This window comes from Actinacidiphila yeochonensis CN732, assembly GCF_000745345.1.
GTDB lineage: Bacteria > Actinomycetota > Actinomycetes > Streptomycetales > Streptomycetaceae > Actinacidiphila > Actinacidiphila yeochonensis.
This window is the reverse complement of sequence record NZ_JQNR01000004.1, coordinates 172,560-185,022: the sequence shown is the minus strand read 5'-3', so window position 1 is coordinate 185,022 and position 12,463 is coordinate 172,560. Positions and strand designations below refer to the sequence as shown.

The following is a 12,463-nucleotide window of genomic DNA, read 5'->3' as shown; positions in this document are numbered from 1 at the left end:
TGCGGTGTCGGGGGCGCCCGTCCGCCGTCACGCCGGTGGCGTCGGCGACGTCATACGCTCCACGTTTGCTGCTCTACTTCTCGCGGACCACCACAAAGTCCGCGAGCCCGACAAGCTTGCGCCTGACCTCGTCGGGCATGTCCATCTTGTCGAGGGCGGCGATGGCGGTCGCGTACTGCCGACGGGCCTCCTGGGAGGTCCACTCGCGGCCGCCTGCCTCTTCGATCAACGCCGCACGCAGGGCGAACTCTTCCTCGCTGAAGGCGTCATTATCGAAATTCCCCGAATTTTTCGCGTCGGCGGCGAGGATTTCACCCAGCCGCTCGGACGCCGGGCCGCCCGCGGCCAGCGCGGCGACCACCGGCAGGGACTTCTTACGCTGCCTCAGGTCGCTCCAGGTCTGCTTCCCGGTGGTGGCCGGGTCGCCCCAGATGCCCAACAGGTCGTCGATGGCCTGGAAGGCGAGACCCAGGTGGTAGCCGTACTCCTCCAGGGCGTCCGCGTCGGACTCCGACGCGCCGCCGAGCACCGCGCCGATGGAGGAGGCGCAGGCCAGCAGGGCTCCGGTCTTGTTCCCCTCCATCTCCAGGCACTCCTCGACGGTGACCCGCTCGCGGTGCTCGAAGGAGATGTCCTGCGCCTGACCGTCGATCAGCTTCCGCGTCGCGCTGGTGAGCCGGCGGGTGGCGCGGCCGGCGTCGACCGTGCCCTGCTCCAGCAGCACCTCGTTGGCGAGCGCGAAGAGCGCGTCGCCGACCAGGATGGCCTGGGCCGGCCCGTGGACCTTCCACACCGTGTCGCGGTGGCGCCGCTGCTCGTCGCCGTCCATCAGGTCGTCGTGGAGCAGCGAGAAGTTGTGGACCAGCTCGACCGCCACGGCACCGGGCACCCCGGTCTCCGGGGGCGCGCCGGCGGCCTGCGCCGACAGCAGCGCCAGCGCCGGGCGTACGGCTTTGCCGCCGTCGCCGTCGGCGGGACGTCCGGTCTGGTCGATCCACCCGAAGTGGTAGGAGGCGACCGTGTCCATCGGGGGGGCGAGCCGGGCCACGGCCGCGCGCAGCACCGGTGTGGTCATGATGCGGCCGTTCTCCAGCAGCGCTGTCACGCTGTCAGCGGTCACGTTCTCTCCTCTTGTCGCACCGATTGCACTCATGCCGCCTCCAGGACGCTGTGCTCGCTGGTCAGTCCGAAGGCGGACAGGGCTTCTCGGGAGGCGTGCAGGCCGCTGCGCACCGCACCCTCCATCGTCGCGGGCCAGCCGGTGGCGGTCCATGCCCCGGCCAGGAAAAGGCCGGGCGCGCGGGTGCCGGGGCCGGGACGGAGGGCGCCGACGCCGGGGCGGGCGCGAAGGTCGCGGTGCGCTCCCGGGTGACGAAGAAGTCCCGCACCGCCGCGCCGCGCGCGGCAGGCAGCACCCGCTCCAGTTCGGGCAGGTACCGGGCGCGCAGCTCGGCGACGGGCAGGTCGATCTCGTCCTGTGCGGCGGACTGGGACAGGGCCAGGTACTGGCCGCCGCCGGTGAGGCCGGAGCTGGCGGTGCGGTCGAACACCCACTGGACCGGGCTGCCGAGGGCCGCGAGGAACGGCCGGTCGAGCACCTTCCGGTCGTAGACCACATGCACATTGAGGATCGGCGCCGTGTCGATGCGCAAGAGGTTTTCCGGCGCGTCCAGGGCGCCCGCGGGCAGCAGTCCGTGCGTCTCGCGCTGCGGGACGGCCAGGACGACGGTGTCGGCGGTCAGCTCCTCGGCCCGGCCGGGGCCGGTCTCCACACCGATCCGCCAGCCGCCGTCGGGCTGCCGCTCGACGGCGGCGGCCCGGGTGCGCAGCCGCACCTGGACGCCGGCCGCGGCGAGCGCGGTGGCGGCCCTGCCGTGGTGCAGGTCGCCCAGCGGGGCGCTGGCCCAGCCGATGTCGGCGGCGGCGGGGTCGGACAGCAGGCCGGTCTTGAAGACCTTGGCGGCCAGGCCCAGCGAGCACTCGCCGGCGGTGGCGTTGAGGGTGGCCACGCCGACCAGGTCCCACAGCGCCTCGACGGTGCGGCGGGACTGGCCGTGCCGGGCCAGCCAGCTGCCGAAGTCGACGGCGTCCAGCGCCGGGTCGTCCAGGTCCAGGGCGCGCAGCGCGAGGGCGGCGCGCCCGACGGCGGCCCGCTCGCGCGGCGACAGGTGCGGGTAGGTCAGCAGACTGGGCGCCAGATGGAGCGGCACCGGCAGCCGGACGCGGCCGATGCGGCCCAGCCGGCCGCTGTCGGCGTCGAACACCGGCACGTCCAGCCGGTCCTGCAAGGTGGTCAGGTCGCGGGCGCCGATCCGGTCCAGGAACCACTGGTAGGCGGTGCAGCAGCGCAGGAAGACGTGCTGGCCGTTGTCGACCGTCAGATCGCCGCGGGTGAAGGAGAACGCGAGGCCGCCCAGCCGGGGCCGGCCCTCGGTGAGGGTGACCCGCAGGCCGGCGTCGGCCAGCGCGAGGGCCGCGGTCGTCCCGGCGAGGCCGCCGCCGACCACCACGGCGTGCCGCCGTGCCGCCGTGTCCCCGGCGGGCGCCGGCCCGTCGGGCCGGGCGGTGGTGGTCATGCGCGCTCCCCTCGGGCCGTCCCCGGCCGGGTACGGCGTGCTGTCGCGGGAAGTGACGCCGTGCGGGTCCGCGGGGTTGCCCGCCGCGCGGACCGGCTGGAGGGACGGGGTGCGGATGGGCCCGCGTGGTGCGTGCGGGACTCGGTCACGCCTCACCCCGGGTGACGCGTGGGGCGCCGGCGGCGGTGCGGCGGGCGTCGAGGCCGGCCAGGCCGCGGACGGCGACGTAGGCCTTCTCCCGGCCCGGCAGCGAGACCCGGCCGCGCAGCACGGCCTCCGGCTCCGCGGCGATCCGCTCCAGGAGCCGGCGGTAGATGCCGGCCATGGCGGCGACGCAGGCGCCGCTGCGCCGGTCGAGCAGGGGCAGCAGCCGGTAGCCGGTCGCGAAGAGGGAGCGGGCCCGGCGGACCTCGAACTCCACCAGTCCGGCGAAGTCCGAGCCGGCGGGCGGGGTGGCGCTGTGGAAGCCCTCGGCGCAGCCGAACTTGGCCAGGTCGGCGGAGGGCAGGTAGGTGCGTCCGTTGGCGGCGTCCTCTCGAACGTCGCGCAGGATGTTGGTGAGCTGGAGAGCGAGGCCGAGGGTGTCGGCGTATTCGGCGGCACGAGCGTCATCGTGCCCATCCACCGTGCCGAACACGCCCAGCGAGACCCTTCCGATAGCTCCCGCCACGCACCGGCAGTAGACAGCCAGTTCGTCCCAGCTCTCGTAGCTCTCGCCTCGAACATCCATCTGGACGCCGTCGATGAGTTCACCCAGGCCGCCGAGGGGGATGGGGAAGCGGCGGGCGGAGTCGGCGAGGGCGACCGCGACGGGGTCGGTGTCGTCCTCCTCCACGTCGCCGGCGTCGACCCGCTCCACCAGGGCGCGGGCCTCCTCCAGCCGGCGCAGCTTCTCCTCGGGCGGCAGGACGCCGTCGCCGATGTCGTCGACGCGCCGGGAGAAGGCGTACACGGCCGACATGGCCTGCCGCTTCGAAGTGGGCAACAGGCGGATGCCGTAGGCGAAGTTGCGGGCCTCGTGGCCGGTAACGGTCTCGCAGTACCTGTACGCGGCAAGCACCTGTCCGGACATGCGTGTGGAACTGTTCACGGCCCGGTCACCCCTCTCCTCGCAGTGTCGACCCCACCTCACGCAGCAGGACGGACTTGGCGGCCTTGGGCGAGGTCGCCAGCACGTCGTGTCCCGCTGCTTCGACCGCGCGCAGTGCCGCCCGCCCGCCGCCGACAAACCCGGCGAGCAGCAGCCTGAGCCGGCCGCGGACGCTGCCGACCAGCGGGGCGCCCTCGTCCAGTAGTTCCCGGGCCCGGGCGGCCTCGAAGGCGACCAGGTCGCGCACCGGGCGGCCCGCGGTGGGCGCCGCGAGATCAGCCTCGTCCACCCCGAAGCGTTTCATGTCCTGCCCGGGCAGGTAGATCCGGTCCCTGGCCAGGTCCTCGGCGACGTCCTGGAGGTGCTCGACGATCTGGAGCGCGGTGCAGACCGCGTCCGAGTGGCGCACCCGCTCCGGGGTCGAGGTGCCGGTGATGGAGAGCACCAGGCGGCCCACCGGATTGGCCGACAGCTCGCAGTAGGCCAGCAGGTCTTCGTAGGTCGCGTACCGGCTGACCAGCTGGTCCTGCCGGTTGGCCGCGATCAGGCCGAGGAAGGGCTCGGGGGTGAGCCGGTGGCGCCGGACGGTGGGCCGCAGCGCGGCCAGCAGCGGGTGGGAGGGGGTGGCGCCGTCGAAGACGCGGCGCAGGTCGGCCTCGAAGGCGTCGAGCATGGCGACCCGGTCCTCGGCCGCCTCGGGGTCCAGGCCCAGGCGCACGGCGTCGGGCCGGCCGCCCTCGGCGAGGTCGCCGTCGCCGATGTCGTCGACGAGGCGGGCGAATCCGTAGACCGCCATCAGGTCCTGGCGCCAGGCACGGGGCAGGAAGACGGGAGCGACCGGGAAGTTCTCACGCGCGGCCTTGTCCAGGACGGCCCGGGACGCGACGTCCCCGGTCACCGCGGGCTTCCCGGCACACAGGCGGCGGGCGTGCCCGGCAGCAGGAGGGTCACGATCCCCATCGACATGGCCGCCACACCCCCCGTTCTACACCGCCTGGAGCAAACTTCCCATTTCGGACACGCCGTACCCGGAATCACGCGCCACGGGCTCTCGGTCATCGGCAGGCTCCCAGCACCGCTACAGCTTACGTCGGGCCTCACCCCGGCGTACGCCGGGGGCGTGACACACCGTCCCTGTGACCAGGGGCGCCGGGCGGCGCCGACCGGAACGGGGGCGCTGTCGCCCTGTTGGGCGGCGCCGGCGCCGCCGAGGCAGGAAGTCACCACAGCACCACAACACACGTCCCCCGCCGGATCATCCGACGGGGGACGGAGATTTCATAACGTCTTGGCCTCTGTGCGACGCGCGGGCTCCCGCGACGCGCACCGGACGGCCCGCTCGGGCGGGGGCGCGTACGTCAGCCCGCTCGGGGGGCGCGTACGTCAGCCCGCGCGCCCCCGGCGGGAAGCGGCCGGGACTACTTGCCGGTGTGCTCCTCGTAGGCGGCCAGCACCTCTTCGGTGGGGCCGTCCATGCGCATCACGCCGTGCTCCACCCACACCACCCGGTCGCAGGTGTCGCGGATCGACTTGTTGTTGTGGCTGACCAGGAAGACCGTGCCGGCCTCCTTGCGCAGCTCCTTGATGCGGTTCTCGGAGCGCCGCTGGAAGGAGCGGTCACCGGTGGCCAGCGCCTCGTCGATCATGAGCACGTCGTGGTTCTTGGCCGCGGCGATGGAGAAGCGGAGCCGGGCGGCCATACCCGAGGAGTACGTGCGCATGGGCAGCGAGATGAAGTCGCCCTTCTCGTTGATGCCCGAGAACTCGACGATGTTCTTGTAGCGGGCCCGGACCTCCTCGCGGGTCATGCCCATCGCCAGGCCGCCGAGGATGACGTTGGTGGCGCCGGTGAGGTCGTTCATCATGGCCGCGTTGACGCCCAGCAGCGAGGGCTGGCCGTCGGTGTAGATCTTCCCGCTCTCCACCGGCAGCAGGCCGGCGATGGCCTTGAGCAGGGTGGATTTGCCGGAGCCGTTGGAGCCGATGATGCCGATCGCCTCGCCGCGGTACGCGGTGAAGCTGACGCCCCGCACCGCGTGCACCCGCCGGACGTTGGTGTTGCGCCGCTTCTTGATCAGCAGTCGGCTGAGCGCGGCGGTCGCGCTGCCCTTCCCGGTGCCGGCGCCGTGCACGGTGTAGACGATGTGCACGTCGTCGACGATCACCGTGGGGACCCGGGCCTCGGTGGGGCGGGCGACGGGAGGAAGGGGCTGCTGCTCAGCCACGGCCATAGGACTCTTCCGCCTTCCAGAAGTAGATGTAGCCGCCGACACCGACGACCACCGCCCACGCCACGGCCAGCGCCCACACGTGGTGCGGCATCTGCGCGGAGGTGACGGAGTCGATGAGCGCGAACCGCATCAGGTCGATGTAGATCGCCACCGGGTTGATGTCCAGCAGGAGGACCACGGGGTGGGGTGCGGTCGAGGTCAGCTTGGAGATGCTGTACATCACACCGGACATGTACATCCAGGTGCGCAGGAGGAAGGGCATCAGCTGCGCGAGGTCGGTCATCTTGCTGCCGAGCCGGGCGACGATCAGCGCCAGGCCGGTGTTGAAGACGAACTGCACCGCCAGCGCGGGGATGGCCAGCAGCCAGGAGGCGTCCGGCACCTCGCCGGTCATCAGCACGATCGCGATCAGCACGAACATCGACATCAGCAGCTGCTGGAGCTGCATGAGCGTGAGGGCGATCGGCATCGAGGCGCGCGGGAAGTGCAGGGCCCGGATCAGGCCGAGGTTCCCGGAGATCGCCCGCACCCCGGCCAGCACCGAGGACTGGGTGAAGGTGAAGATGAAGACACCGGTGACCAGGAACGCGATGAAGTTGTCGACGCCCCGGTTGGTACCGATCAGCAGGCCGAAGATCAGGTAGTAGACCGCCGCGTTCAGCAGCGGGGTCATGACCTGCCAGAGCTGCCCGAGCCGGGCCTGGGTGTACTGCGCCGCGGTCCGCGCCTTGGCGAACTCGTTGATGAAGTGGCGCCGCCCCCACAGGTCGCGGGTGTACGCCGCCAGGCCGGGCCTGGCCCCGCTGACCGACAGACCGTACTTGGCGGCAAGCTGGGAGGGGCTGAGCCCGGCGTCGTCCGAGGGCACCGGGGGTGCACCAACGGCGACCGCACCATTGTGCGTTGTCTCGCTCACAGTTGACACTTTCGTCCTCAATGTGCGCGCCAGGGGGCGGGAGTTCCCCGCGCTGCGCCTGATGCTCTCAGAACTGAGCTTGTCAGATGATCGGGGGTCGGCCCAACCTGGTCAACCGCCACACCGTCCGCCAGCGCATGGCACGCCGCGGACCGCAGGGAGTCGTCCAGCCTTCTCGGAACCCGCCGAACCAGGCGCGCAGCGCCGGACCCGACGGCCTGCGTACCAGGGTGAGCGACAACCATACGCCCAGATACACCGGTACCAGGGCCCATGGCAGGTTCCGCCGGGCCAGCCACACGCGGTTCCTGGCCACCATGCGGTGGTAGACCGCGTGCCGCGCCGGCGAGGTGGCCGGGTGGTGCAGGACGATGTCCGAGCGGTACTCGATCTGCCAGCCGGCGTCCAGCGCCCGCCAGGCCAGGTCGGTCTCCTCGTGGGCGTAGAAGAACTCCGCGGGCAGCGCTCCCACCTGGCGGATCACCTCGGTACGGACCGCGCAGGCGCCGCCGAGGAAGGTCGTCACCGGGGAGTTCCGCAGCGGGTCGGAGGCCCGCAGCCGCGGCACGTGGCGGCGCTGGGTGCGCCCGGTGACGGGGTCGGCGATGCGGAAGCTGATGATGCCCAGCCGCGGGTTGTCGCGGAACGCCCTTCGGACCAGCTCGCCGCTGTCGTCGCCGGGCAGCAGCCCGTCGTCGTCGAGGAAGAGCACCGCGTCCACGTCCCGGCCGCCCGGGCCGAAGAGCTCGACGCCGACGTTGCGGCCGCCGGGGATGCCCAGGTTCTCCGGCAGCTCCGCGGTGCGCAGCCGCCGTCCGGGCAGCGGGGGCAGCGGCGAGCCGTTGCCCACCAGCGCCACCTCGATGGGGTCGCCCTGCTGCTTGGCCACCGAGTCGAGCAGGTCGGCCAGCTCCGCCGGGCGGTTCCCCATCGTGATGACGACCGCCCCGACCGTGGGATCGGCGCTCACCGCAGCCTGCTGGAGGCCAGTACGGAGACCAGGTGCAGCAGCGTCTGGAGGATCGCGATCGCGGCCAGGACGGCCACCCCGAGGCGGGTGAAGAAGAGGTCGCCGCGGATCTGGTCGACGACGGCCAGCACCAGGATGAGCAGGGACGCCTCGATGCCGAGCACCAGCCGGTGGAACTGGAGCGCCGAGGCGGCACGGCGGGCCAGGGCCACCCCGGAGGACCGCGGCTCGGACGCCGCCTCCTTCACCGGGGGCAGCCCGCCCTGGTGGCGGGCCACGCCGACGAGGTCCGTCTCGGCCTTGATCAGCACGGCGCCGAGCGCGGCGAGCGTGCCGAGGAACGCCCACAGCCAGTCGATGCGGCCGCTGCCCCACAGGTCGGCGGCGCGCAGCCCGAAGCCGACCAGCACGGCGGCGTCGGTCAGGTAGGCGCCGACCCGGTCGAGGTAGACGCCGGAGAGCGAGTACTGCTTCTTCCAGCGGGCGATCTCGCCGTCGACGCAGTCGAGCAGCAGGTAGAGCTGGACGGCGACCACGCCGAGCACGGCGCCGCCGATCCCGGGCACCAGCAGCGCCGGGGCGGCGAGCACGCCGCAGACGGTCATGAGGTACGTCAGCTGGTTGGGCGTGACGCGGGTGTTCACCAGGTGCCGGTCTATGCGGAGCGAGACCTCGCGCATGTACAGCCTTCCGGCCCAGTGCTCGCCGCTGCGCCGGTCCTTCACGCCCGCGGGGTGCACGACCGGGCGCAGTTCAGCTACTGATGGTTTTGGCATAGTCGGCGTAGGCGTCCCTGATCTCGGAAGCGGACAGGTCGAGGTGTTCGAGGATGGTGTAGCGCCCGGGGCGGGTCTGCGGGGCGTAGCCCACGACCTCGACGAACTCCTCCGGGGTGAAGCCGATCTCCTCCGGCAGCACCGGCAGGCCGTGCCTGCGCAGGACCTGGGCGATCAGCGCGGACTCCTCGCGGGCACCGCGCAGGTGCATGGCGAAGGCCGCGCCGAGGCCGCACTGCTCGCCGTGGGCGGCGGCCCGCTGCGGGAAGAGCAGGTCGAAGGCGTGGCTGATCTCGTGGCAGGCGCCGGAGGAGGGCCGGGTGTCGCCGCTGATCGACATGGCGATACCGGAGAGCACCAGCCCCTCGGCCAGGACCGTCAGGAAGGCGTCGTCGCCGATGCCGCCGGGGTGGCGCAGCACGGCCTCGCCGGCGCTGCGGGCCATGGCGGCGGCCAGTCCGTCGATCCGCTCCCCGGTCTCGCGGTGGGACAGCTCCCAGTCGGCGAGGGCGGAGAGGTTGGAGAGGGCGTCGCCGATGCCGGCCCGCACGTAGCGGGCCGGTGCCTCCTGGACGAGGTCCAGGTCGACCACCACGGCGATCGGGCCGGGCACCCCGTAGGAGCCGCGCCCGTTGTCGTTGTCCAGGGTGGACACCGGGGAGCAGATGCCGTCGTGCGAGAGGTTGGTGGCCACCGCGACCAGCGGCAGGCCGACGCGGGCGGCGGCGTACTTGGTGGCGTCGATGATCTTGCCGCCGCCCAGGCCGACGACCGCGTCGTAGTGCTTGCCGCGCATGGCGTCGGCGAGGGTGACGGCCGCGTCGATGGTGCCGCCGGCCACCGGGAACCAGTCGGCGCCGGGCAGCTCGGGCGCCAGCCGCTCGTGCAGCAGGGCGCCGGAGCCGTCGCTGACCGCTATGGCGATCCGCCCGGAGGAGGAGATCCGCTGGTCGGCGAGGAGGCGGGCCAGGCCCGCGACGGCGCCGCGGCGGATGTCGACGACGACCGGCGAGGGGATCAGCCGGGTCAGTACTGGCACGCGATCTCCCGTCCTCGGGCGAGGTCGGCGTGGTTGTCGATCTCCACCCAGGGCACGTCGCCGATGGGGGTGGTGTCGATGGTGAAGCCGCGGTTGACCAGCTCCTGGTAGCCGTCTTCGTAGTAGAGGTCCGGGTCGCGCTCGAAGGTGGCCTTCAGCGCGTCGGCGAGTTCGGCCGCGGCGGAGCCCTCGACGAGGGTGACGCCGATGTACTCGCCGGTGGCCTCGGCGGGCTCCATGAGCTTGGTGATCCGGCGCACACCCCGGCCGGGCTCGGTGACGACCTTCATCTCCTCGTCGGCGAGCTCCTTGGCGGTGTCCAGCGCCAGGATGATCTGCCGGCCCTGGCCGCGCGCGGCCAGCAGGGCCTTCTCCACGGAGACGGGGTGGACGGTGTCGCCGTTGGCGAGGATCACACCGTGCCGGAGGACGTCACGCGCGCACCACAGGGAGTAGGCGTTGTTCCACTCCTCGGCCTTGTCGTTGTCGATCAGGGTGAGCGCGACGCCGTAGCGGGCCTCCAGGGCCTCCTTGCGGGCGTACACGGCCTCCTTGCGGTAGCCGACCACGACGGCCGCCTCGGTGATGCCCACCTGGGCGAAGTTCCCCAGGGTGAGGTCGAGCACGGTCGGTCCGTCCTCGGCGCCGTCGGGGCCGACCGGCACCAGCGCCTTGGGCAGCGTGTCCGTGTACGGGCGCAGACGGCGTCCGGCGCCGGCGGCCAGCACGAGGCCGATCATGCGGGTTCTCCTGGTTCGTCGTGGACGGCGGGGGCCCCGGAGGACACCCAGAAGCGGATGCTCTCGGTCAGTACGAGCACCGCCAGAACGGCTGCCAGCGCGGCGAGGGCGGCGGTCAGTCCGCCGCGGCCGGCCAGAGCCGCGGACGCCACCGCTACCAGCAGCGCCCGGCCCTCGTGTCCGCCGGTCGCGCGTACCAGTCCCCGCGGTGGGGCCCCGGTCCCACCGCGGATGCGGTAGACCGTGTCGTAGTGATGGTAGGCGACCGCGGCCACCAGCCCGAATGCCGCGGGCAGCGCCCCGCGCACGTCGGAGACGGCGGCCAGCGCCAGGACCGTGCCGTACTCGCCGGCCCGGAAGAAGGCCGGCACCAGCCAGTCCAGCGGCCCGGCCAGCGGGCGGGCCACCGCGAGCGCGCTGGTCAGCACGTACAGCACGGCGGCCGCCACCACCCACCAGGAGCCGCGCGGGGCGAGCGCCGCGGTGCCCGCGAGCACGGCCGCGCCGAGCCCGGCGACGGCCGGCGGGGCGAGCACGGGCAGCCGGCGCGCCACCGGGCGCAGCAGCCGGGCCGCGGCCTCGGACAGCGGGCCGCTGTCGGCGAGGTCGGCCAGCGCGCGGGCGGCCCGCTCGGTGCGCACCGCGCGCCGGGTCAGCGAGCGCAGCACCCGGCCGGCGGTGGTGTAGCAGGCGGCGAGCGCGCAGCCGACGAGCAGGACGACGAAGGTGATCCGCGGGGTGGTGAACGCGGTCAGCACGGCGATCAGGGCCCACCGCTCACCGATCGGCAGGACGACCATCCGGCGCGCCCACACCGTCCAGCCGACGCTGTCGAGCTTGTCGGAGAGGGCGGCGGTGGGGCTGGTGTTCGCGGTGGCGTCGTGGTTGGCCTCGTTGAAGGCGAAGTCGACGACGTGCCGGCAGGTCTGGAGCACCATCGCGCCCAGGGCCAGCGCCCACACGTCGTCGCCGCGGTGGGCGGCGCCCAGGGCCAGGCCGGCGTAGTAGGCGTACTCCTTGGCCCGGTCGAAGGTGGCGTCCAGCCAGGCGCCGAGGGTGGAGTACTGGAGGGAGTAGCGGGCCAGCTGGCCGTCGGTGCAGTCGAGCACGAACGAGGCGAGCAGCAGCACGCCGGCGGCGACGAAGCCCACCCGGGTGCCGGTCGCGGCGCAGCCGGCGGCGATCAGGGCGACCAGCAGCGAGGCGGTGGTGACCTGGTTGGGGGTGAGGCCGCGGCGGGCGCACCAGCGGGCGATGTAGCGCGAGTAGGGGCTGACGCAGTGCGTGGTGAAGAAGCCGTCGCGGGACTTCACCGCACTGCGCAGCCGCACCTGCTCCTCGTCCACGGCGGCCACGGCGGCGGCCGCCTCGGCGCGCTCGTCCGCGTCGCGGGCCACCCGGGCCACCAGGACGCCGAGCTCGGGCCGGTGCGGGGCGGTCCCGTCGGCGTCCAGCGCCTCGGCGAGCACGTCGGCGGCCACGTCGCGGTCGGCGGTGGTCGCGGCGCCCGCGGCGCCGGGGTCGCGGACCGCGGCGGCCGGGGCCGCGTCCAGCGCCCGCACGGCGCGGGCGAGGGCGGGGCGGGCGGCGGCCTGCACGCCGAGCGCGCCGCCGACCGCGGCGGCGTCGAAGCGCGGGTCGGTCAGCGCCAGCCGCAGGGCGTGGCGGTGGCCGAGGAACCTGCGGTCCACGACGGCCACGCGCTCGGCGGCGGGGACGGCGGAGAGGCGTGCGGAGATCTCGGCGGACGTCGACGCTTCGACCACCTGGAACCCCAGGGCCCGCAGGTCGTCCGCGAGCGGCGACGGCGCACCGGCCGCGGCGGGGGGGCCGGTGAGAATGGCGGTCGGCATTGCGGTCGGCAGAGGAACCCACTCCCAAGGATGCGTGCGAGGACGTGCTCGCGGCGGGGCTGCGGCGGCACCGGGACCGGCACGACGGCGAGAGGCTACCGGATGCGGGTCGACGTCCGTTCACTGCGTGTTCGCCGCAACGTAGCCCAACAAGTGTGATCATCATCCTCGATGCACCGCTGACCTCACAAGCTCCCCCCTCCCGGCCGCCGCCGAATGCCTCCCAAACTGGCACATTGAGCCGTTCGAGCGGACCTCGCGCCTCCGTTCCG

The 12,463-nt window shown here is 73.2% G+C and carries 10 protein-coding genes and 1 pseudogene; all 11 read right to left on the bottom strand.

Annotation, left to right across the window (positions count from 1 at the left end):
- Positions 1-73 precede the first annotated feature (73 nt).
- A complete protein-coding gene (locus BS72_RS07690) occupies positions 74-1,153 on the bottom strand; it encodes a polyprenyl synthetase family protein (RefSeq protein ID WP_051950797.1) in 1,080 nt (359 codons plus the stop codon).
- Positions 1,150-2,576: pseudogene (hpnE, locus tag BS72_RS07685) on the bottom strand (hydroxysqualene dehydroxylase HpnE). The gene BS72_RS07690 and the pseudogene hpnE overlap by 4 nt, the downstream one beginning before the upstream one ends.
- A gap of 145 nt (positions 2,577-2,721) precedes the next feature.
- The gene (hpnD, locus tag BS72_RS07680) at positions 2,722-3,648 is read right to left on the bottom strand and encodes a presqualene diphosphate synthase HpnD (protein WP_037908204.1); all 927 of its coding nucleotides are present in this window, start codon (positions 3,646-3,648) and stop codon (positions 2,722-2,724) included.
- Positions 3,649-3,673: 25 nt separating this feature from the next.
- Positions 3,674-4,564 (bottom strand): squalene synthase HpnC, encoded by an 891-nt coding sequence (hpnC, locus tag BS72_RS07675; protein WP_198545814.1) that lies wholly within the window; start codon positions 4,562-4,564, stop codon positions 3,674-3,676.
- Positions 4,565-5,084: 520 nt separating this feature from the next.
- The gene (locus BS72_RS07670; protein WP_037908191.1) at positions 5,085-5,897 is read right to left on the bottom strand and encodes an ABC transporter ATP-binding protein; all 813 of its coding nucleotides are present in this window, start codon (positions 5,895-5,897) and stop codon (positions 5,085-5,087) included.
- Positions 5,884-6,813: an ABC transporter permease gene (locus BS72_RS07665; RefSeq protein ID WP_037908189.1), complete on the bottom strand. Its 930-nt coding sequence runs from the start codon at positions 6,811-6,813 to the stop codon at positions 5,884-5,886. The genes BS72_RS07670 and BS72_RS07665 overlap by 14 nt, the downstream gene beginning before the upstream one ends.
- Before the next feature lie 82 nt (positions 6,814-6,895).
- Positions 6,896-7,744 (bottom strand): glycosyltransferase family 2 protein, encoded by an 849-nt coding sequence (locus BS72_RS07660; protein WP_037909455.1) that lies wholly within the window; start codon positions 7,742-7,744, stop codon positions 6,896-6,898.
- Between the two features lie 35 nt (positions 7,745-7,779).
- Complete coding sequence (locus tag BS72_RS07655; RefSeq protein ID WP_198545812.1) at positions 7,780-8,559, bottom strand: CDP-alcohol phosphatidyltransferase family protein; 780 nt, start codon at positions 8,557-8,559, stop codon at positions 7,780-7,782.
- Positions 8,537-9,598, bottom strand: a complete 1,062-nt coding sequence (locus BS72_RS07650) for an iron-containing alcohol dehydrogenase family protein (protein ID WP_037908184.1) — start codon at positions 9,596-9,598, stop codon at positions 8,537-8,539. Before BS72_RS07650 ends, BS72_RS07655 begins: the two co-directional genes overlap by 23 nt.
- Positions 9,586-10,338, bottom strand: coding sequence for a phosphocholine cytidylyltransferase family protein (locus BS72_RS07645; RefSeq protein ID WP_037908181.1), 753 nt, complete (start codon positions 10,336-10,338; stop codon positions 9,586-9,588). The genes BS72_RS07650 and BS72_RS07645 overlap by 13 nt, the downstream gene beginning before the upstream one ends.
- Positions 10,335-12,191 carry a DUF5941 domain-containing protein gene (locus tag BS72_RS07640; RefSeq protein WP_037908179.1) on the bottom strand — a complete coding sequence of 619 codons (1,857 nt, stop codon included), beginning with the start codon at positions 12,189-12,191 and terminating at the stop codon, positions 10,335-10,337. The genes BS72_RS07645 and BS72_RS07640 overlap by 4 nt, the downstream gene beginning before the upstream one ends.
- Positions 12,192-12,463: the final 272 nt, after the last annotated feature.